Source organism: Pseudomonas sp. HN11 (genome assembly GCF_021390155.1).
Classification (GTDB): Bacteria; Pseudomonadota; Gammaproteobacteria; order Pseudomonadales; family Pseudomonadaceae; genus Aquipseudomonas.
On sequence record NZ_CP089985.1, the window covers coordinates 2,080,540 to 2,100,324 of the forward strand.

19 protein-coding genes and 2 pseudogenes are annotated in these 19,785 nt (G+C 59.5%); 11 read left to right on the top strand and 10 right to left on the bottom strand.

The window, feature by feature from the left end; genetic code table 11:
* The first annotated feature begins 319 nt into the window (after positions 1-319).
* The gene (locus LVW35_RS09655) at positions 320-1,033 is read left to right on the top strand and encodes a type III secretion effector protein (protein WP_233895083.1); all 714 of its coding nucleotides are present in this window, start codon (positions 320-322) and stop codon (positions 1,031-1,033) included.
* A gap of 3 nt (positions 1,034-1,036) precedes the next feature.
* Here the strand turns inward: LVW35_RS09655 and LVW35_RS09660 are convergent, their stop codons facing one another.
* Complete coding sequence (locus LVW35_RS09660) at positions 1,037-2,188, bottom strand: MFS transporter (protein WP_233895084.1); 1,152 nt, start codon at positions 2,186-2,188, stop codon at positions 1,037-1,039.
* Between the two features lie 357 nt (positions 2,189-2,545).
* On the opposite strand from LVW35_RS09660, the gene LVW35_RS09665 reads away from it, so the two are divergent.
* From LVW35_RS09665 to LVW35_RS09685, 5 genes are all read left to right on the top strand, one after another.
* Positions 2,546-3,532, top strand: a complete 987-nt coding sequence (locus LVW35_RS09665) for a diaminopimelate epimerase (RefSeq protein ID WP_233895085.1) — start codon at positions 2,546-2,548, stop codon at positions 3,530-3,532.
* A 303-nt stretch (positions 3,533-3,835) separates the two neighbouring features.
* Positions 3,836-5,851, top strand: coding sequence for a type VI secretion system Vgr family protein (locus LVW35_RS09670; RefSeq protein WP_233895086.1), 2,016 nt, complete (start codon positions 3,836-3,838; stop codon positions 5,849-5,851).
* Entirely contained in the window at positions 5,851-6,687 is an 837-nt protein-coding gene (locus tag LVW35_RS09675) for a DUF4123 domain-containing protein (RefSeq protein WP_233895087.1), read from the top strand. Before LVW35_RS09670 ends, LVW35_RS09675 begins: the two co-directional genes overlap by 1 nt.
* Positions 6,680-7,444, top strand: a complete 765-nt coding sequence (locus LVW35_RS09680) for a hypothetical protein (protein ID WP_233895088.1) — start codon at positions 6,680-6,682, stop codon at positions 7,442-7,444. Before LVW35_RS09675 ends, LVW35_RS09680 begins: the two co-directional genes overlap by 8 nt.
* 14 nt (positions 7,445-7,458) lie before the next feature.
* Entirely contained in the window at positions 7,459-9,609 is a 2,151-nt protein-coding gene (locus LVW35_RS09685) for a lipase family protein (protein WP_233895089.1), read from the top strand.
* Positions 9,610-9,618: 9 nt separating this feature from the next.
* Here the strand turns inward: LVW35_RS09685 and codA are convergent, their stop codons facing one another.
* From codA to queD, 7 genes and pseudogenes are all read right to left on the bottom strand, one after another.
* Complete coding sequence (codA, locus tag LVW35_RS09690; RefSeq protein WP_233895090.1) at positions 9,619-10,854, bottom strand: cytosine deaminase; 1,236 nt, start codon at positions 10,852-10,854, stop codon at positions 9,619-9,621.
* Positions 10,855-10,881: 27 nt separating this feature from the next.
* A pseudogene (locus LVW35_RS09695) lies at positions 10,882-11,133 on the bottom strand (PucR family transcriptional regulator); the annotation flags it as partial.
* A gap of 24 nt (positions 11,134-11,157) precedes the next feature.
* On the bottom strand, positions 11,158-12,426 hold the full coding sequence (gene codB / locus LVW35_RS09700) for a cytosine permease (protein WP_233895094.1): 1,269 nt from the start codon (positions 12,424-12,426) through the stop codon (positions 11,158-11,160).
* Positions 12,427-12,612: 186 nt separating this feature from the next.
* A complete protein-coding gene (locus tag LVW35_RS09705; protein WP_233895095.1) occupies positions 12,613-13,236 on the bottom strand; it encodes an NUDIX hydrolase in 624 nt (207 codons plus the stop codon).
* A 128-nt stretch (positions 13,237-13,364) separates the two neighbouring features.
* Positions 13,365-13,562 carry a helix-turn-helix transcriptional regulator gene (locus tag LVW35_RS09710; RefSeq protein WP_016980040.1) on the bottom strand — a complete coding sequence of 66 codons (198 nt, stop codon included), beginning with the start codon at positions 13,560-13,562 and terminating at the stop codon, positions 13,365-13,367.
* Positions 13,559-13,933: a hypothetical protein gene (locus LVW35_RS09715; protein ID WP_233895096.1), complete on the bottom strand. Its 375-nt coding sequence runs from the start codon at positions 13,931-13,933 to the stop codon at positions 13,559-13,561. Before LVW35_RS09715 ends, LVW35_RS09710 begins: the two co-directional genes overlap by 4 nt.
* 128 nt (positions 13,934-14,061) lie before the next feature.
* On the bottom strand, positions 14,062-14,418 hold the full coding sequence (gene queD / locus LVW35_RS09720) for a 6-carboxytetrahydropterin synthase QueD (protein WP_233895097.1): 357 nt from the start codon (positions 14,416-14,418) through the stop codon (positions 14,062-14,064).
* A 307-nt stretch (positions 14,419-14,725) separates the two neighbouring features.
* On the opposite strand from queD, the gene LVW35_RS09725 reads away from it, so the two are divergent.
* On the top strand, positions 14,726-15,187 hold the full coding sequence (locus LVW35_RS09725; RefSeq protein ID WP_233895098.1) for an anti-virulence regulator CigR family protein: 462 nt from the start codon (positions 14,726-14,728) through the stop codon (positions 15,185-15,187).
* 58 nt (positions 15,188-15,245) lie between these two features.
* Here the strand turns inward: LVW35_RS09725 and LVW35_RS09730 are convergent, their stop codons facing one another.
* A complete protein-coding gene (locus LVW35_RS09730; RefSeq protein WP_233895099.1) occupies positions 15,246-16,325 on the bottom strand; it encodes a patatin-like phospholipase family protein in 1,080 nt (359 codons plus the stop codon).
* 157 nt (positions 16,326-16,482) lie between these two features.
* Here LVW35_RS09730 and LVW35_RS09735 point away from each other — a divergent pair, with 157 nt between their 5' ends.
* Genes LVW35_RS09735 through LVW35_RS09750 form a run of 4 tightly spaced genes read left to right on the top strand, consistent with a single transcriptional unit; the run spans position 16,483 to position 19,080 of the window.
* Complete coding sequence (locus LVW35_RS09735) at positions 16,483-16,785, top strand: PepSY domain-containing protein (protein WP_233895100.1); 303 nt, start codon at positions 16,483-16,485, stop codon at positions 16,783-16,785.
* Positions 16,785-17,096 carry a PepSY domain-containing protein gene (locus LVW35_RS09740; protein WP_233895101.1) on the top strand — a complete coding sequence of 104 codons (312 nt, stop codon included), beginning with the start codon at positions 16,785-16,787 and terminating at the stop codon, positions 17,094-17,096. The genes LVW35_RS09735 and LVW35_RS09740 overlap by 1 nt, the downstream gene beginning before the upstream one ends.
* Positions 17,096-17,764 (top strand): response regulator transcription factor, encoded by a 669-nt coding sequence (locus LVW35_RS09745; protein ID WP_233895102.1) that lies wholly within the window; start codon positions 17,096-17,098, stop codon positions 17,762-17,764. The genes LVW35_RS09740 and LVW35_RS09745 overlap by 1 nt, the downstream gene beginning before the upstream one ends.
* Positions 17,761-19,080 carry a sensor histidine kinase gene (locus tag LVW35_RS09750; protein WP_233895104.1) on the top strand — a complete coding sequence of 440 codons (1,320 nt, stop codon included), beginning with the start codon at positions 17,761-17,763 and terminating at the stop codon, positions 19,078-19,080. The genes LVW35_RS09745 and LVW35_RS09750 overlap by 4 nt, the downstream gene beginning before the upstream one ends.
* Before the next feature lie 24 nt (positions 19,081-19,104).
* On the opposite strand, the pseudogene LVW35_RS29090 reads toward LVW35_RS09750, so the two are convergent.
* Positions 19,105-19,614 (bottom strand): annotated as a pseudogene (locus LVW35_RS29090) (methyl-accepting chemotaxis protein); the annotation flags it as partial.
* Positions 19,615-19,785: the final 171 nt, after the last annotated feature.

Sequence of the window (19,785 nt, forward strand, 5' to 3'; positions counted from 1 at the left end):
TACGCCCCTCCGACCACACATCGAGTGCCTGTCTGACTGAAATCCATTTGATGATTTCGGCCATCTCGGTGGCGATTACCTGGCAGGCATGTAACTGAAAAAGTTGGAGAGACCCATGAGACTTGAGGGTGCATCAATCCCTGTACGGCCGTCGGCCCCGGACGAGTCGACTGTACGTACAGCTACGCCACCATTGGCCCTCCAGCCAGAACCCTGGAATGAGGCCCGTCCTTTGCCGACTGGCGGGGTATTTCGCAGACCACTGCTATTGAGTGAGACACCATCGGTACTGCATCACAGGGAGCTGCAGAATGCCCCTGTGGCACGCACGAAGCCCCATGAGCCGGGTGCGAAGTCCTCTGACAGCCAATTGGCGACAGCCCTGGAGAAAAATTTCGGGTTACTGCATCCGTTCCTCAAGGAAGGTCGGCTGACGTGGTCAGCATTGCTGCGGGTTGCTGCAGAACCTACAGGGCAAAACGAAGAGTTTGATAAAACAATTAAAATCGTCAGCGAAATTATCGGGCGTCCCCCGTTGAGGGACGCGATCATAAGCCGCTATGGCGATATTACGAGAGACAGTCTCAAAGCGGCTGCTTCGGCGTTGCTGGGCAACAGCTCGTCAAGCGAATTCAGCCAGGATCCGTTCCATGCTCAAGGCAATGCCAGGGTGGTTCAAGCCCTGCAAGGTCAGTTCGAGCAATTGAGAGACAAAACCAAGGATCGGACGTTTCTATTCGAACAGCACCAGTATGTCAAAATTGACACACTCAAAGCGGTGATGCAGGACCCATACGACGTCGATCAACATGGTGCACCTGTACTGGAGCCGTTTACGGGTATGCCCAAGTCCAAGTACAGCGAGCTTTGCGTCTATACCGCCAGGAACATCCTCGAGCGTCCAGGGTTGTTGCCCTCGCTGGTGCAAGCCAATGGCGCGCGACTGTTTGGTCCACCTCATCATGAAGGTTGTCTCAGCAATAAAAGCCTCGACCGCTGGCTGGAGCAGGATCACGCGCGCAAGGCGCGCTGACGCTTACACCTTGAGGATCCTGCCACTGATAGCCACGGCCGCCAGCAACACCGCGATCAGCACAAAGGCGGTGCTCAGGCTGCTGCCATGGGCGATAAAGCCGATCACAGCGGGGCCGGCAAGAATGCCGGCATAACCCAGAGTGGTAATGGCAGGCACCGCGATATGTTCTGGCATGGCCTTTTGCTTGCCGACTGCGGTGTAGAGCACCGGCACGATATTCGAGCAACCGGCACCCACCAAGGCATACCCGAGCAGCGCGGTTTCCCACGCCGGGAACAAGGTCGCCAGCAACATGCCAGCAGTGGCCAGTGCACCGCCGATCATGATGACTCGGGTGGCGCCCAGTCGTCGCACAATGGCGTCACCCGTCAGGCGCCCGGCAGTCATGGTCAGGGCGAACGCTGCATAACCAAGGCCCGCATAGGCTTCGTCCAGACCTCGTTCTGCGCTGAGGAATACAGCGCTCCAGTCGAGTACGGCACCCTCGGCCAAAAACACAATGAAACACAGGCAACCGATAAACAGCACCACGCCGTGGGGTACTGCAAACGCGGGGCCGGAGCTCTCACTGCCGTAAGGCAGCAGGTGCGGCCCTGCCTTGAGCAACGCCACGGCCATGATGACGATCACCACCAAGGTTGCCTGCAGTGGCGATAAGCCCAGCCCCAGCAACCCGGCAACCCCCGCCGCGCCGACGATGCCCCCCAGGCTGAACAGACCGTGGAAGCCCGACATCATGGTTTTGCCGCTGGCGCGCTCGACGATCACCGCCTGCAGGTTGACCGTTGAATCCACCGTACCCAGGCCAGCGCCAAACAGGAACAATCCTGCTATCAGCAGTGGAATTGAGCTGACGGTTGCCAGCATCGGCAAGGCCAGGCAGATCATGATCGTGCCGGCGCTCAACACGCGTCGGCAGCCATAGCGTGACGCCAGTGCGCCTGCCACCGGCATCGCGATGATCGACCCCACGCCCAGGCACAGCAGCAACAGGCCAAGCGTACCTTCATTCAGGTTTGCACGCGCCTTGGCGTAAGGCACCAGCGGTGCCCAGGCGGCGATGCCGAAGCCGGCGATGAAAAAAGCGATGCGGGTCGACATTTGTTCCAGCCGGCCGGGAACCACGGGTGCTGAGGTGGAGATGGCAGTCATGAAAAATCCTTGGTTTTGCATTCAACGAACGGTGTCCGGCGTGACATCCTTGCACATCAGGTCCTTTGGAGCGAGCCGGGTGTCTCTGGGTCTTTGATGATCGTGAATTTTATTTTTACAAGCTGGAACCTCGTGGCGGTTGATTGCCACCCAAGAGTCATCGAGTGCGTAGGAGGCGGTCTGGAAGGTGCGTAATCCCTGTGGGAACTGATGAACCCCAGGTTTCTCGCGGTGGATTACCACCTTCCAGGCCGCCTCTGAAACGTCAGGTAGACCATGACTTGAAAGCATAGATCGCACACAATCGAACACACTTTGCTGTTTCGATCATCAATGCATGTTCAAGTGGACGACCTTATGACCCGGTTCTACGACGCCCGCGGCAATATTTATGGCGTGGTCAGCCCGACCGTATTAAGAAGCAAGGGCATTGATCTACCCGAAAACGCTGCCCTGGCCGCGCAGACTCGCGCCCGTTGGACGACGTCAGCTATCGCATCCGAATGCAGTTGGGGTTCGATGCCACGCCCGAACGGCGCCAAGGCCCACCGTTGCGATGGTCTGCTGGTCGGGCCGTTCCAGGCCACACCGCCGTTCGATCTGCTGATCATCAACACCGACGGTTCCCTGGCCGAACGCAGTGGTAATGGTCTGACGATTTTCGCCCAGGCGCTTACTGACCAGGGCTTGATGGCAGAGGCCTGTGAGTTGCGGGTCCATCACGACCAACCGGACGCGATATCGCCAGTCATCACTCGCGTCGAGCCGGCCGTGCGTGAGCGGGTTGCAGGGTTCTGGCTCGAACTGGGTTCGCCCGAGTTCGGGCCAGTAGCGGTGTGCGCAAAGAGCATTGATCAGGCGTTTCTGGGCGCCACTGAGATGAGTCATATCAGAGCGCTGGCGGCGCTCAATCCTGAATGGGCAAACAGTCAATTTGTGCGGGTGGGTAATCCCCATTGCGTGACGTTGGTCGAGCAGGTATCGGCACTGCCGGATAACGCACAGATGCAGCAGCCGGCGCTGTTCAAACCCTTGCAGGCGATTGCCTTCGCACCGCCGATGGGTGAAGGTCGGCCCTGCCTTGCCGGGGTCAACTTGCAATGGGCGGCGCGACAGCCGGGTAATCGAATCATCGCACGGGTGTTCGAGCGGGGAGAGGGGCCTACCGCGTCTTCGGGTACCAGTGCCACCGCCGTGGCTTGCGCAGGGTGGCGTGCGGGTTGGGTCGAGGATGGGGAGGTCGCCGTGGTAATGCCGGGTGGCGTTGCGCCAGTGCGTCTGCGCACTCAGGATGAGAGGTTGCTGGGTGTCAGTCTATTCGGGGCTGCAAGCCTACAGGTGTAGTGTGTGGAAACCGCTGATGCTGTAATTCGGTGTCGGCTGTTTCTTTAATAGTTAGTTGCGTATATGAAGTTATGTGTAGGGCATTTCTTGTTGATAAGAAGTGGCGATTTGACTCGTTTTATTTTTTTGTAAAAGACCTTTCTAGTTTGGTTGTACGAAACTTCTTTTTTATTTTTCAACGGCCGTTTTTCGCCTGTAATCGCTAAGCTTTGGCACGTTCAGGTGCTTTTTCGGTCACTCATTCTGCGTGTGGCGAGAGAAGGTTTTTCAGGGTGATCATGTATTAACGACGGGTAACAACGGATGGTTGACACGTTTGTTTTGTCACGTTTCAAACTGGTTCTTCCAGGCATAAGTAATGACTTCCAGGTGTTGGCATTCAAAGGCAGCGAGGCCCTTGATCAGCCGTTTTCCATTCAGGTACAGGTAGTGAGTGAAAACCCATGCCTTGATCTGGAGGCATTGCTTCATCAACCCGCTTACCTGGACTTCGGCGACATGAGCGAAGGCCTGCATGGGCAGGTTTACGCCGTTGGCCGGGACGACCCGGGGCGACGGATCACTCGCTATCACCTGACCCTGGTCCCCCGTCTGGCCTACCTTGCGCACCGGCGCGACCAGCGGATTTTCCAGCAGCGCAGTGTGCCGCAGATCATTGCAACGGTTCTTGAACAGCACGGTATTCTGGCGGACGCCTATACCTTTGAGCTGGGTCCGGTAGTTTATCCGCCGCGCACGTTCTGTGTGCAGTATGCGGAAAGCGATCTGCACTTCATTCAGCGGCTTTGCGAAGAAGAGGGTATTCACTACCATTTCCGCCACAGCGCGGATGCTCATCTGTTGGTGTTTGGTGATGACCAGACGGTATTTCGCCGCTTGCCCGTGCAGCGCTATTGCCCGGGTGGCGGGCCGCACGCTGATACGCAGGTTGTTCAACGGTTCGATGTTCGCCTCGCCACCCGCAGCCAGAAGACGGTGCGCCGCGATCATGATTTCGAACATCCTTCGTTGCACCTGCAGGACTCTGCAGGGTCTGTTCCGACGCAACCGCTTGAGGATTATCACTACCCCGCAGGATTCATCGACCGCGCTCGGGGTAAGCGATTGGCGCGCCGGGGTCTGGAGCGCCACCAACGCGACCGTCGTCGCGCATTGGGCAAGAGTGATCAACCCACGCTGCGCAGCGGGCATTTCCTCCAATTGAGCGATCACCCCGATCCGTCCTGCAATGATTTGTGGCTCATTACGTCGGTTCGTCACGAAGGCTATCAACCGCAGGTGCTGGAGGAGGCGACACCCCCGGCTGATGGGTTCCGGGGGTATCGCAATCGCTTTACCGCGACACCCTGGCAGGCGGTGCATCGACCGCCTCTCAAGCATCCCAAGCCGACCCTCCATGGCAGCCAGACGGCAACGGTGACCGGGCCTGCCGGTGAAGAGGTGCATTGCGACGCCCATGGTCGGGTAAAGATTCGTTTTCACTGGGATCGCCTGGACATGACGAATGAGAAAAGCAGTTGCTGGGTACGCGTCGCGTCCGGGTGGGCGGGTGACGGGTTCGGTGCAACCATGATCCCAAGGGTCGGTATGGAAGTGCTGGTGACCTTTCTGGAAGGCGATCCGGACCGGCCGTTGATCAACGGTTGCCTGCCGAACGCGTTGCACCGTCCGGCCTATCTTTTGCCGCAGCACAAGACCCGCAGTGTCTTGCGCAGCAGCTCCCTCGGCGGTGCAGGTTCGAACGAGTTATACCTGGAAGACCGCCGTGGCGAAGAGCTCGTTTATCTTCGCGCGCAGCGGGACCTGGAGCAGCAGGTCGGCCATGACAGTCGGTTGGAGGTGATGGGGGAGCGGCAGGAAGTCATCCATGGCATGAGTACGGTTCATCTGGGAAGCGAAGAGCATCGTCATGTCACCGGCGATCGCAACGTCGTGCTCAAGGCAAGCGACCACCTTGATGTACAAGGCGATAGCCGGACCCATATAGGTCAGACCTTGATCGTTGAAGCCGGGCAGCAGCTTCACCTCAAGTCCGGTTCCAGCCTGGTAATTGATGCCGGTGTGCAATTGAGCCTCAAGGCCGGTGGGGAGCATCTGGTCATCCAGGCGGGCGGCATCTTCAGCAGTCGCCCCATTAGCCTTGGCGGTTTGCCGTCCGTCACCCGGTTGACGGGTGTCGCGGCGTCGTCCGATCGGCCAAAGATCGCTACGGTGCAAGGCAGCATCGGAAACTTGGCCAGGCAATTGGGCGCGGATTATTGCCCGGTATGCGAGCGCTGTCGTGAAGGCCTGTGTGACCTGCCGGGGAGGGCTGCTTGATGCCGAACATGCCAGAGCAATGGATGGCTCAACAACAGCACGCAGGGCGGCGACTGTGTTTGATCCTTGAGGGCCAGAACGACGCATGCCAGCCGCTATTGGCAATACGGGATTTGGCGGAATATCGCAGCCTTTACGCCGAGACCGCGCTAGCGGAGTTGGCGGCGCAAGGCCCGGTGATTCTGCTGCTGGAGCAGTTGAGCGAACCCGCATTGCTCGGCCTACTGCAACTTCCCGAGGCGAACTGGGGGTGGCTGGGCAGTTTGCCAAGTGAAGACCTGGCCGCCGTGACACGACACTGGCGCGAGCGGCTGCTGGTGGGCCCACAAGGCGCGCAATCGATGTACCGTTTTCACGACAACCGTACCCTGGCGCGTGCGCTGGCCTATCTATGCCCGGACCACTGGCCGGTATACCTCGGGCCGTTGATCAGCGTGTGCTACTGGCATGAAGACCGCTGGCACACGGGTGACAACCCGGCCCCCGGTGAGTATCCGTTGCCTGACCCGGCTCCCTGGCTGAGTACGCCCAACCCAAATGGCGAAGCCATCCTGCACGCCAATATCCTGCGTTATCTGTTGGCCGAACACAGTGAGGATCTGATCGCATTAGTGGAATTCCAGGACCCAAGAATCTGGCTGGACCACGTATTGAAAAAAGCTCGGGGCTGGCAATGGCAGGCGCCGGACCAGCTGGAATTTCTGGTGGTGCGCCAGTTGGAAGAGGTTACGCGAAGCAGTGTTATTCGGTGGCAGCCGGTAATTGGTGAAACCCCGCGGGAGCACTTTGACCGGGTGGTTGAACAGTGGAGATTGGCGGAGGCAAAGGATGAATAAGCCAAGGTTGGTTCTGTTCATTGCGGTGGCGTTGTCAGGGCTAACTGGGTGTGCGGGGAAGTCGGTCGATAGCTTTACGTTGGAGGTGGATTTACCGGCGGAGTTTCGCTTCATCGGTGGCGCCAACTACGGGCCTGCGACCGGGGAAACCTGCACGTTGCCGAATCGTCGAGGCAAGAGGCCGGAGCGGAAGATTTTCATTGCGCGCTACAAACCGGTGGCTGAACGGGTGAGTTTTGAACTGCCGCTGACGGAGGTGATTGAAGGTTGCCCTACGGTTTTGTGGAGTGTGGACTTTGATATTTATGCGAAGTGGGGAAAGAGAGATACAGACGTTGGGGGGGACATTGCAGGTTTCTCAATTTCGGACCCTTCTAACGCCGATAGACCTGAGATGCCAGAAACAGGTGTTCAGGAACTCCATAAGCAATGTCAGTGGTTTTTCCGGACAGTGGGCCCTCAGCATGCGATCAGAAAGATTCTCGAGTGCCGTTCACTGGGGGCAGTGAGTCCTTTGCCTCGGCTCATGCAACGAGAACAGTTAGCAGGGAAAACCCTCAGGATGGTGCTGACTGTCACTGATCGGGAAGAACCAGCGTTTGGCGATAGTTGGGTTGCCGTTCCGGGCGGCTGGAAGCGATGCAAAGGTAAAAGTTTTGAAGATTTGGATGCGTTTTGCAACGGCAATACGACCGACTTCAAGCCCATAAAAATGCCGGATGGTCGCGTCTGTGATGTTTATCCAACATGTAAGTAACTAGGAGCAGGTTCATGAACATGGATGCAAGGAAGCAGTCTTTTTTCAGTGATAGCAGACCAGCCTGTTCATTGCGCGGGCATTGGGTGAGTTTTTGCCTGGTCGATGAACAGGGTGTCGGAGTGGCATACGGTGGCCTGCCTTACACCGTCCACGATAGTGCAGGGCAGCAGTACAAAGGCAGGCTGAATGGAGAAGGTTTTGCGAAGCTACAAGATATTTACTGTGGGCCAGCGGTGCTTGTTTTTGACGATCTGTATTCAGGCATGGAGCAGCCTTATCAACGGCTGATGTTGCGCCGGCACTACCCGCTACCTATCACCGAGCTCCAGGTTCGGGCAGAACAGACTCGGTTCGCCGCGGTTGATGGTCGTCGCCCCGTCAGCAATCCTGCTCAACACGGTGCTGACCAGTTCTATCAGGTTGAAGTGCGCGATTTAGTGCGCCATGGGGCTCATTTGCCACCGAGTGGCCAGCGCTCCCATCAACCTCAAAGGCACGCACTAAAAATGATGGCCGACCTCGGGTTTGGTCCGCCCCAGTCGACCTTGGCGGGAATTGTATTGTTTCCCAACAACCACACCGCGTTGGAGGTTCGGCCGTTGCGAGCCTTGCGCCCGATGCTTTCAACCGAAGACAGTTTCTGCGCCTTGAATCTCTATCAACTGGCATTGATGGCCACCTTGAGTTATTGCAATTTCGGCCAGGAGCCCCCTAAACAGCCTCTGGACCAAGTGCGCTACCCTTGCGATCCCAGCGTCGGAAATCTATTTGCCGCACAGCTTTCGGCTTATCGGGAGGCTTGGCAATTTGATGCGCAACAAGTGCAGCGTTTCTACCCCCTTTACGAAGAGGTCCCCTATTCCCAGCGCTTCGAGATTCTGCCCTTCGATCCTGCGCTGTACCCACAAAATCAACCGGAGCGGGGGGAGAAGCAAGAGCATCCGGCGCGATTGCACTTCTTCGATGATGAGGCATTCGGTACGGATACCCAGGCGTTCATTACGCATCACGATGACGTGATCCTGATTGCGGTTCGTGGTACCGCCAGCGGCGCAGACGGGCTGCGGGATGCAAACGCCCATCAGGTGACCTTTGCCGATGGCGTCGGCAAGGCACACGAAGGTTTTTATCAAGCTTATCGGGCGATGCGCGAATTTGTGATGCGCTACCTTGACCAGTTCCACATCGGCCAACGAATAATCATCTGCGGCCACAGCCTGGGTGGCGCAATCGCTTTGCTCTTGGCGGAGGGGCTGCGCCGAGCACCCGAGGGCCCTTACAGCATCCTCCTCTACACCTACGGCGCCCCCCGCGCCGCCGACTCCGAATTCACCAGAGCGGCCTCACCCCTGGTCCACCACCGCATCGTCAACCACAACGACCCGGTCCCCAGCGTCCCTGCCCCATGGATGAACACCACCGCCAAACTCTGGATCCCTGGCGTCGTCACACTGTTCAGTGCCCCCGCTCCGGGAGGGCTGCTGTTCGCGGCCGGGTTGGTGCGTTTTGGTGGAAACCCTTATCAACATCATGGTGAACAACAGCACTTCATGCCGATCATGCTCGCGGACGGCACGCACTCTTCAGTGTTGTGGAAACCCGGTTGTGAATCCATCCAGGAGGCCGGCTGCAATCGCGCCCTGCAGCTGCACGGCGACATGCCTGACCGTGACAACCTGCTCAAACAGCTGTTCCAGGCCAACCAACACTTCATGACCGCCAGCTACATCCCGGCTGCCTGGGCGACGCTGCGTCGCTGGCAACAAACCCAGGAAAGCAACGGCCCATTGGTGACGCCAAGGGAATTTGAGTTACTCGATAACGCACTCGAAACCATGCGCCAGCAACTGCGAAACAAGCGTCGAGAACTGGCCCGTCTAAGGCCCGCCAACGACCGTGGCTACGAACACAACGAAGCCTTGAACGCCGAGATCGACCGCCTGCACACCAGTCGCGAACGCCTGGCGAGCCTGCGGTGGCGTCGCCTGGAAGCCCGTGACGTCTACGGCAGTCAAGCCCACAGCACCCATTTGCAACCCAGCCTCAAGCGCTGGTTCAGCCACCGCGAAAACCGTGAGGTGCCCCAGGTCGCCGGCATCCCTCCCTCCACGCCAACTGAATGGGGGAGGGTGCATTCGCTGGATGTCGACTCCATCGTGTGACCAACGTCTTTACACAAATTCCACTTGTGCCGGTTGACGCTTCATCAACACTTTGCCGTTGCGGATCGAGTACAGCGGCAGGCCTTGACTGCGAATGACCTCGTAGTCGCTGTCTGCCGAGAGGATCAACAGGTTGGCCGGTCGTCCAGGTTCCAGGCCGTAACGTTCACCCAGGGCCATGGCCTTGGCGCTGTTGTCGGTGACGAGGTCAAGGGCGCTTTGCAGGTTGCGATAGCCGAGCATATGACAGATGTGCAAACCGGCTTCCAGCACCCGCAGGATGTTGCCGTTGCCCAAGGGGTACCAAGGGTCGACGATGGAATCCTGGCCGAAACACACGTTCATACCGGCCTCCAGCAGTTCATTGACCCGGGTGACGCCTCGGCGTTTCGGGAAACTGTCGAAGCGACCTTGCAGATGGATGCTCTCGGTGGGGCAGGAGACAAAGCTGATCCCCGAGTGCCCCAGCAGGCGGAAAAGTTTGGCGCAGTAGGCGTTGTCGTAGGAGCCCATGGCTGTGGTGTGGCTGGCGGTGACGCGGGCGCCCATGTCGCGGCTGCGGGCTTCTTCGGCCAGCACTTCGAGAAAGCGCGAATGCGGGTCGTCGGTTTCGTCGCAGTGCACGTCCACCAGGCAGCCGGTGCGTTCGGCCAGGTCCATCAGGAACTTCACTGAACTCACGCCTTGGTCGCGGGTGTATTCAAAGTGGGGAATGCCGCCGATTACGTCGGCGCCCAGTCGGATGGCTTCTTCCATCAGTTCGCGGCCGTTGCGGTACGACTCGATACCTTCCTGGGGGAACGCGACGATTTGCAGGTCGATCAGGTGCGCGCTCTCTTCGCGTACTTGCAGCATCGCCTTGAGCGCGGTGAGGTCCGGGTCGGTGACGTCGACGTGGGTGCGCACATGTTGAATGCCGTGCGCGGCGAGAGCCTGGATAGTCTTTTTGGCGCGGGTCTTGGTGTCTTCCCGGGTGATGGTGGCTTTGCGTTCTCCCCAGCATTCAATGCCTTCGAACAGCGTACCGCTCATGTTCCAGCGGGGTTCGCCGGCGGTCAGGGTGGCGTCCAGGTGGATATGCGGTTCGACAAACGGCGGGATCACCAGGTTGCTCTCAGCGTCCAGGTCGCCAGAGGCCAGTACCGGTGCTGTCGTTTGTGCAGTAATGCTGGCGATCCGGCCATGTTCCAGGTGCAGATCATGCAGGCCTTCACGGTTGCGCAGGCGGGCGTTGATGATGTGCATGGGCAAGTTCCTCTTGGCTAAAAACAATCAGGCAGACAGCCGCCAGATCATCAGCGCGATGCCGATGTCCAGGCGATCATAAGCGTTATCCAGGGTCAGCCCCCACAGGGCTTCGATGCGCTGGACACGGTGCATTAATGTATTACGGTGCACGGCCAGCCGCTGGACGGCGGCCACAAGGTTACCATTCTCGTGAAACCAGGCTTCCAAGGTGGGCATCAGGCTGGGGCCATGATGCAGGTCGTGGCGCAGCAGGGGCCGAACACCCACTCGGCAATTCCACTGTTTTCCGCCTGGTCAAGCTCATGCCTGGGCATCAGCCAAAGGCGCACGCCCGCGTAGTACGGCGCTGAGCACGATGTAGGTCAGCGAGGCGGCGACGATACCCACCAACGGCGCGACCCAAGGCGAGTTGAACGCCAGCACAGTACCTACGGCATAGGCTACCAACCCCGGCCAGTTGAACGCCGGCAGGCGTGCGTCCGCCAAGCGCGGGTAGTGGCCGCGATAGCGATAAAAGAAGTCCGCCATGATCACGCCGCCAATCGGTGGGATCACCGTACCCAGCAGAATCAGGTAGGGCACCAGCAGGTCGTACATACCGAGCAGCGCCAGCAAGGTGCCGATCACGGCGCCGGCCAGGGTGACTGTTTTGCGACGTTTGGTGCGCAACAGGTTGCAGCCGGCCACGGCGAAGTTGTAGATCGTGTTGTCCTGGGTGCTCCAGATATTGAGCAGCAACATGGCCATCGCCGCCATGGCAAAGCCTTGCAGCAGCAACACTTCAACCACGTCCGGCTGCTGATAGACGATGGCACCGTAGGCGCCGATCAGCACCATCAATCCATTGCCGATGAAGAAGCCGATCAGGCTCGCCAGTACCGCCACTTTGGCTGAGCGCGAAAAACGCGTCCAGTTGGTGGCCTGGGTCGCACCGCTGACAAAGGTGCCGAACACCAGGGTGATCGCGGTGGACAGGTCCAGCTCACCGCTCGGCACTACCGACAGCAATCCATCCAGCCCGCCGACTTTCACTGTGGCCACCCACATCGACAGAAACAACAGGATGCCCATCGCCGGCACCGCGAGGTAGGACAGAATTTCCAACCCTCGGTAACCAATGTAGGCCGTGGCGCAGAACACCAAGCCGAACAGCACCATCAATGCCAATACGCTGCCCTGGCCCAGTCCGAAATATTTGCCCAGCACCACCGCGGCAGTGGCGGTGCCCCAGGCGTACCAGCCGATCTGGGTAAAGCCGAGGATCAAGTCACTGAGCTTGCTGCCCACTTCACCAAAGCAAAAGCGCCCCATCAACACCGAATTCAGCCCGCTCTTGAAGGCGATGTAGCCCAGGCCGGCGGCGTAGATACCCAACAGCAGGTTTCCCAGGGCCACGACGCCGAGCATGTCGGTAAAACTGAACGCCACCCCCAGCTTGCCGCCGGCAAACATGGTTGCGGTAAAAAAGGTAAAGCCCAGCAGCACCATGGCGGTGGACGCCAGGCCTTTGCGCGCATGCATCGGGACTTCGCTGAGGGGGTAATCATTGCCCGGTTCTTGCTGCGTCATGTGCCTTGCTCCTGAATGAGTGACGCAGGCCTATTGCACCGCGCGTGCCAAACCGGCGGCAGTGAGGAGCGCACAACGAGCGCTGCACCGTGCACAGTATTTATAGCCAAACCGCGGAGAAACGTCGAAGGCATGTCACTGTGCCCAATCGGGCACGAAAGCGGTGCAGCAGTGATACAAATTGGATCAGTCGAACAGCGTCTGGGTGGTCTCGCCACGGTGGTAGGCGAATGCGGCCTCCAGATCACTCTCGATGGTGCGTCCCCGGGACAGCGGCGGCAGCTCATCCATGCGAAAAAAGCCCACTTCGGTGGTCTCGAACCCCGCCATCGGTGCCGACTGATCTACCGGTTCACACAGGAAGTACAGCTTATAGAAATCGCGCACATCCGGCCGGTACAAGCCCTTGGCCTTGTGCGTCACGCTGTACAGGGCCCGTGCCGTCACCGTCAGTCCGGCTTCCTCGCGAATCTCCTTGACGATGTTTTCCGCCGCCGACAAACCGATATCGGCATAACCGCCCGGCAACGCCCAGCAGCCATCGGTCAATTCACGTACCAGCAGAATCCGGTCGCCTTCGATGATCGCCCCGCGCACGTCGATCATCGGCGTCGAATAACGTTTGGCAAAATCGGGGACCAACCCGGTTATACGCTCCAACGGCACATTACCCAATTGCGCGAGCATGCTGTGGGCAATCTCGGCAATCTCTTCCAGGCGTTCGCGCTCGAAATCATCGGTACAAAAGTGCAGCCCTGTGGACGCCAACGCCTGCAAGCGTTTGGCCTGGGCCAGCCAGGTGTTTTCCATGGGTTACTCCTGGAGTTGCTTGGTCATGTACACACGCCGCGGGCCATGTTCTTCGGCCCGGTGGGGCTCAACATAATCAGCAGCAGTCGCGGGGCGCATCATTGCAGCGGGCTCCTCTGGACATTCGATCAGTCTGCCGGCGCTTCGAAGATGCCTTCGATAGGCCGTTCGAACACCTTGGCGATCTTGAACGCCAAGGGCAAGCTTGGATCGTAGCGGCCGGTCTCGATAGCGTTGACGGTTTGGCGCGACACCCCCAGGCGCTCGGCGAGGTCGGCCTGGGACCAACCCAGTTCCGAGCGCAACTGGCGCATCAGGTTGTTCATTGATAGCGCCTTGTGCCGATGATCGTGGCGACGCACCAGACGCCGCCCATGATCGGCCACACCATAAAGGCCGACAGCCGTGGGAAGCCAGCGGTTTCCAGGAAGCCGTAACTGAAGGTTGTCAGTGCCGTGCACACAAAGGCCACGGCCAGTGCGTCCAACTGGATTTTGCGGCCCATTTCATCCATGGCGTTCAGCCGACGGATGATCGCAATCGCCATCGCGATCATCGGAATGACTGGCAGCAAAGCCAGGGCAATTCTGCCGGCGCCGTTGGGCATGGACGACATGTATGCGCTGGAAACCACGACGCACACCATATACGCCAGCATTGTCACCGCGAATTCCATCAAGAAGCGTTTGACCGACATAGCCATCTCCGTAAGTAAAGGGTACTTTACATTAAGCACAGGTCATTGAGGTGTCAAGGCTGCTTTACATGGGGGAATGCCAGGCGCAAAAAAACCACCCGAAAGGTGGTTTTTATGGACGCAGTCGCTTACTCGCCGCGATAGATGCAGCCGCTGGTGCAGGTCTCGTGGATGCGAATCGCACTGAGCTCAGGCAGCAGGGGTTTCAATTCATTCCAGATCCACTTGGCCAGCACTTCGCTGGTCGGGTTTTCCAGGCCTGGGATGTCATTGAGGTAGTTGTGGTCGAGGCGTTCATAGAGCGGCTTGAAAATCGCCTTGATCTCCGAGAAATCGCGAATCCAGCCGGTACGGGGATCCAGGTCGCCGCTCAGGTGGATCGCGACTTTGAACGAATGCCCGTGCAGGCGCCCGCATTTGTGGCCTTCCGGTACGTGGGGCAGGCGGTGGGCGGATTCGAAGGTAAACTCTTTGAAGATTTCCACGGTGTGACCTGTAGGGCTTGTGTTGCGTTGCTTTGGGATAATTGTCAGTCGCCAGTGTACTGATCAATGGACTGATTGGTCGTTACCGGGCGTGAGTGAGGTCATCCCTTCAGCAATCGCCGAATGGCGCCAGGCGACCGAATTGGGGCCTATTCTAACCTGTTTCCGGCCAGAGAATGTGGGTGTCACAGTGGCCGCAGGCTTTTTCCTTCTTGATCTGCCCTGAGGCGCCGCTCTCCGAAGGTAGAGAGTAGGTGGAAAATACCGTCTATCTTTAAAGGAGTATTCCCTTTCGGAGAACACGGTCATGTTAAAAACTCGCCCACTTGTAGTCGCCGTTACCTGTCTTGCGTTGGCCATAGGCTCAGTGACAGCGCTGGCCGACCCAGGCAATGGCAAGGGGCAGGGCAATGGAAAAGGTAACTCCCAGGGCGGCCAAGGGCATGGCAACCAGAGTAACAAGGGGAAAGGTTCCAGCGGCGGCGATTGGAGTCATGGTCCCAGTATTGACCGAGCCGGTGTGTTGGGAGTGCTTGGTGGCTATCGTGACTATTGGCGGCCAGGTCCATCACTGCCACCAGGGATACAAAAGAACCTCGCCCGAGGAAAGCCTCTTCCTCCAGGCATCGCCAAGAAGCTGGATGGCCGGTTGCTGGGCAGGCTGCCCCATTACGACGGCTATGAATGGCAGCAGGCGGGCACTGACCTGATTCTTGTGGCAATTGCTTCCGGCTTAATTTACGAGGTGCTCAATGGAGCATTCGATTGAAGCGGTATCCGCTCATTCAAGAATGACAGTTTGATCCGCCGGTGCGCATGCCGCTGGATCAAAGGGGCTGTAAGCGCTCGCCCAGCTGCCCGTTATCCGCCAGTTCCAGGAATTCGTCGCCCAGCCTTTGGCTCTCGCTCATTGCGGTCTGCCAATACTTGTTGCGGCTCGGATCGTCACCCATGAAGCGCTTGAAGTCGCTGCGGTCCGGGAGTTTGCCGTGAGGCAGGCGGGCCAGATATTCCTTGGACGGTGCCAGCAACAACACATCCCGCAACCCCTGTTGGTTGCTGCGCCGCCATGGCAGGCCTTTGTCGAACCAGCCGGGGATGACCCGGTCGGTAAAGTGCGGGTACAGCACAATGTCATCGCCGTGGTAGGGCAGGTCGAGGTGGTAGTCCAACAGGCCGCCGTCACGGTAGGTGCCGGCGCCCGCGCCCGGTAGATCGCGCACGCCCTGCATCACCATGGGGATCGAGCCCGACGCCAGCAGCGCCTGGCGCAGGTTGCCCAGTTCCAGGCTGAGGAACCGCGAGGGGAAATCCTTCAAGGGATGCACCGGTGGCGCCTGGCGAGGGTCATGGATGATCAGTCGTTCGAAGTGCCGCGACAGTCGCGCGCGGCCGCGCAGGTTATCGGCGATCACCGACGACAAGCCCAACCCGAGGCGGCCACGATGGTCATCGGCAAGCAGGCCGTGGCTTTTGACCACCATGATGTTGAGGCGATAGTGCGGATTGTCCAGCACCCTGGCGTCGCGGCCGGCCAGCAGGTCGTCGAGCATGCGCTGACAGCTTTGGCTGACTTCGGCCATGGTCACGCCTTTGGCAAAGCGCTGTTCGTTGTACAGACGCCCGAGGTCCAGTAGACCTTGCACTGGGTCGGGCAGGCAGGCACTGGCAAAGCGCCAGGAACCGATGGACGCCCCGATCAGTGCCCGTTCCCGTTGGGCACGAGGCAGCCAGCCACCGAACAGCGCCAGGTCCAGGCCCTGGATGCCCAGCGCTTTGGGGCCACCGGCCGCACCCGGCAGGATGCCGACGTCGGCAGGTTCGAGGCCTTGCTCACGAATACGGGTGAAGGCGCGTTTGCCGGCCTTGAGCGTCAGGGCGGAAAACTTGATGTGGATGGCTGTCATACCGGTCTCAGTGGGAGCGAGCGGGGCAGTATAGAAAATCTCGTGGGATGTTGGAAAAGGCCTTGGCTGGAATTGCCATGGTGGCAATTCAGTTTCAGTTAAGTTGCAACGCGTACGGTGATCGGCGTAGGAAAACATCCTGTAATGGAGACTTATCATGAAGCGCCTCACCGCGCTGGTTGCCACCGGTATCATCGCTTTCACGGCGACCCAGGCCCAAGCCGTGGACCCCGACAAGCCACTGAAAGTGCCGGCCACTGTTACTATTGTCGCCTTCGATCAACTGGAAGCCACGGCCCTGGCCCTGCATCCCGGTTCGACATTACTGGACACCGACCTGGACGAGTCCTATGGCAGGTACGTCTACGAGGTCGAGTTGGAGGATGCCCACGGCATCGAATGGGACGTTGAATTGGACGCGCTCTCCGGGCAGGTTCTCAAGAATCATCAGGATACGTAATGAAGGTAAATTTACGCGCTGGCAGTCGCGTGGCGTTGGTGCTCATGGCATTTTGCTCCAGCCTGGCGGCCCGCGACCTCAACCAGGATGAAGCCTTGTCGCTGCGCCAGCAGGGGGTGATTCTGCCCCTGGAGCATCTGTTGCATCAGGCCATGGCGCGTCATCCGGGTTCCCGCCTGCTGGAAGCCGAACTGGAAAAGAAGCACGGCCAATATGCCTATGAAGTGGAACTGGTGACCACTGAAGGCGTGGTGCGCGAGATCAAGCTGGACGCCCGCACCGGTGTGTTGATCAAAGACGAGGAAGACTGATGCGCCTGCTCTTGGTGGAAGACAACGTCCCCCTGGCCGATGAACTGCTGGCCGGGCTGCAACGCCAGGGCTATGCCGTCGATTGGCTCGCCGATGGTCGCGATGCCGCGTACCAGGGGCGTAGTGAACCCTATGACCTGATCATCCTCGACCTCGGTCTGCCCGGTTTGCCTGGGCTCGAGGTATTGGCACGATGGCGTGCCGCCGCGCTGGCCACTCCGGTGCTGATCCTCACAGCCCGCGATTCCTGGGCTGAGCGCATCGAAGGGCTCAAGGCCGGCGCCGATGATTACCTGAGCAAGCCGTTTCACCCCGAGGAATTGTACCTGCGCATTCAAGCACTGGTGCGTCGCTCCCACGGCCAGGTCAACCAGCCCACCTTGCACGCCGCCGGCCTGCACCTGGATGAAGGCCGCCAGTGCGTGCTGCGCGATGGCGCAGAGATCCAGCTGACCGCCGCCGAATTCCGTCTGTTGCGTTACTTCATGCTGCATCCCGAACAGATCCTGTCGAAAAACCACCTGGCCGAACACTTGTACGACGGTGAAACCGAGCGCGACTCCAATGTGCTGGAAGTCCACGTCAACCATCTGCGCCGCAAATTGGGCCGCAGCGTGATCGAGACCCGGCGCGGCCAGGGTTACCGGTTTGGCGCCAGCCCTGCATGAAGTCGATCCAGCGACGCCTGAGCCTCGGCCTGGTCAGTGTCATGGTGATCGTCGGCGTGGTGCTGGCGCAAATCAGCTTGTGGTTGTTCGAAGCCGGTTTGCAGCGTTATCTGGAAGCCGGTTTGCGCAACGACGCCGAGAACCTGCTGGTGGCGCTGGTGCGTGGACCCAGTGGCGTTCAGTTGGATGAACATCGTCTTTCGCCAGCCTATCAGCGTCCGTTTTCCGGGCATTACTTCCGCATCGACTTTGCCGATACCCACTGGCGGTCCCGCTCGCTGTGGGACCAGGAGCTGCCGCGCCTGCCCGAAGCCGGGATCAAGGGCAATCTGCAACTGGGGCCGGAAGGCCAGCAACTGCTGGTGCTGCGTTCGGACTACAAACGCTTTGGCCAGTCGATCTCCATCAGCGTCGCCCAGGACTACACCCCGGTGCGGGAGAGCTTCCAGCTCATGCGTCAGATCGGTTTGGTGCTGGGGCTGGCGGCGCTGCTGCTGGTGCTGGTCCTGCAAAGGCTCACCGTGCGCCGCGCCTTGCGTCCGCTGGAAACCGCGCGCAACCAGATTGCTCAACTGCAACAGGGCCAGCGTTCGCAACTCGACACCCAGGTGCCCTTGGAGCTGGAACCGCTGGTGGCGCAGATCAACCACCTGCTGGCCCACACCGAAGACAGTCTCAAGCGTTCGCGCAATGCCTTGGGCAACCTCGGCCATGCCCTCAAGACCCCGTTGGCCGTGTTGCTGAGTGCTGCGTCGAACGACGCGCTGAAGGAGCATCCCGAGCTGAGCAGGCTGTTGCGTGATCAGTTGGAGCATGTGCAACAACGCCTCAATCGCGAACTCAACCGAGCACGCCTGGCCGGGGAAACCCTGCCAGGCGCGCTGTTTGATTGCGAAAAAGAACTGCCCGGCCTGCTCGCCACCCTCAATATGATCCATGGCGAACACCTGGATCTGAGCTACCACGCCGCGCCCGGCCTGCAACTGCCCTGGGATCGTGAAGACCTGTTGGAGCTGCTCGGCAACCTCTTGGATAACGCCTGCAAGTGGGCAGATGCCGAGGTGCGCTTGACCGTCACCGAAGCCGAGCACAGCTACTTGTTGGCGGTAGAAGATGATGGTCCCGGTATTCCCGAAACCCAGCGTGACCAGGTGTTCAGCCGTGGCACGCGCCTGGATGAACAGACCCAAGGACATGGCCTGGGGTTGGGCATCGTGCGGGACATCGTCGAGGTGTGGGGCGGGGTGCTGCAGTTGCAGGAAAGCGAGTCGGGCGGGCTGAAAGTGCTGGTCGAATTGCCGAAGCGCCAGGGATAAGCCTGTCGCTCCGACAATCGGCTGTTACACCCTGAACTGATCCATCAACCCCTGCTGTTGATTCGCCAGGCTGTTCAACGCCTGGCTCACCCGCGCCGATTCATTCGCTTGTTCGGACAGCGACTCGGTCACATCGCGAATGGTCGCCACGTTGCTGTTGATCTCCTCGGCCACCGCGCTTTGCTCTTCTGCGGCACTGGCGATCTGCAAGTTCATGTCACTGATCACCGTCACGGCATCACCTATCTGGCGCAGGGCCGTCACGGCTTGCCCCACCTGTTCGACACTGCCCTGGGCCTGGCGATAGCTGTTGCCCATGGAGCCGACGACCTCTTGCGTGCCGCTTTGCAGGTGCTCGATGACCACGCGGGTTTCTTCCACCGATTCCTGGGTACGCTGCGCCAGGTTGCGCACTTCATCGGCCACCACCGCAAACCCACGCCCGGCTTCACCCGCGCGGGCGGCCTCGATGGCGGCATTAAGGGCCAGCAGGTTGGTTTGCTCGGCGATGCCGCGAATCACTTCCAGCACCGAGCCGATTTTCTCGCTATTGGCCGCCAGGCCTTCGACCTGGCTCATGGCCGTGCTCATATCCGCCGCCAATTCGCCGATATTGCGGGTGGTGCGGTCGATCACCGTCAGGCCGTCGCGGGTGGCCTGGTCGGCATCGCGTGCGGCTTGCGCGGCCTGGGCAGCGCTGCGGGC

Bases quoted from the DNA above. Each gene is read 5' to 3' on its own strand.
- LVW35_RS09675 (WP_233895087.1), top strand. From the start codon at position 5,851: ATGCCGAACATGCCAGAGCAATGGATGGCTCAACAACAGCACGCAGGG.
- LVW35_RS09740 (WP_233895101.1), top strand. From the start codon at position 16,785: ATGAAGGTAAATTTACGCGCTGGCAGTCGCGTGGCGTTGGTGCTCATG.
- LVW35_RS09750 (WP_233895104.1), top strand. From the start codon at position 17,761: ATGAAGTCGATCCAGCGACGCCTGAGCCTCGGCCTGGTCAGTGTCATG.
- codA (WP_233895090.1), bottom strand. From the start codon at position 10,854: ATGCACATCATCAACGCCCGCCTGCGCAACCGTGAAGGCCTGCATGAT.
- LVW35_RS09705 (WP_233895095.1), bottom strand. From the start codon at position 13,236: ATGGAAAACACCTGGCTGGCCCAGGCCAAACGCTTGCAGGCGTTGGCG.
- LVW35_RS09745 (WP_233895102.1), top strand. From the start codon at position 17,096: ATGCGCCTGCTCTTGGTGGAAGACAACGTCCCCCTGGCCGATGAACTG.
- LVW35_RS09680 (WP_233895088.1), top strand. From the start codon at position 6,680: ATGAATAAGCCAAGGTTGGTTCTGTTCATTGCGGTGGCGTTGTCAGGG.
- LVW35_RS09710 (WP_016980040.1), bottom strand. From the start codon at position 13,562: ATGAACAACCTGATGCGCCAGTTGCGCTCGGAACTGGGTTGGTCCCAG.
- LVW35_RS09735 (WP_233895100.1), top strand. From the start codon at position 16,483: ATGAAGCGCCTCACCGCGCTGGTTGCCACCGGTATCATCGCTTTCACG.
- LVW35_RS09660 (WP_233895084.1), bottom strand. From the start codon at position 2,188: ATGACTGCCATCTCCACCTCAGCACCCGTGGTTCCCGGCCGGCTGGAA.
- LVW35_RS09665 (WP_233895085.1), top strand. From the start codon at position 2,546: ATGACCCGGTTCTACGACGCCCGCGGCAATATTTATGGCGTGGTCAGC.
- LVW35_RS09685 (WP_233895089.1), top strand. From the start codon at position 7,459: ATGAACATGGATGCAAGGAAGCAGTCTTTTTTCAGTGATAGCAGACCA.
- LVW35_RS09725 (WP_233895098.1), top strand. From the start codon at position 14,726: ATGTTAAAAACTCGCCCACTTGTAGTCGCCGTTACCTGTCTTGCGTTG.
- codB (WP_233895094.1), bottom strand. From the start codon at position 12,426: ATGACGCAGCAAGAACCGGGCAATGATTACCCCCTCAGCGAAGTCCCG.
- LVW35_RS09730 (WP_233895099.1), bottom strand. From the start codon at position 16,325: ATGACAGCCATCCACATCAAGTTTTCCGCCCTGACGCTCAAGGCCGGC.
- LVW35_RS09670 (WP_233895086.1), top strand. From the start codon at position 3,836: ATGGTTGACACGTTTGTTTTGTCACGTTTCAAACTGGTTCTTCCAGGC.
- LVW35_RS09715 (WP_233895096.1), bottom strand. From the start codon at position 13,933: ATGTCGGTCAAACGCTTCTTGATGGAATTCGCGGTGACAATGCTGGCG.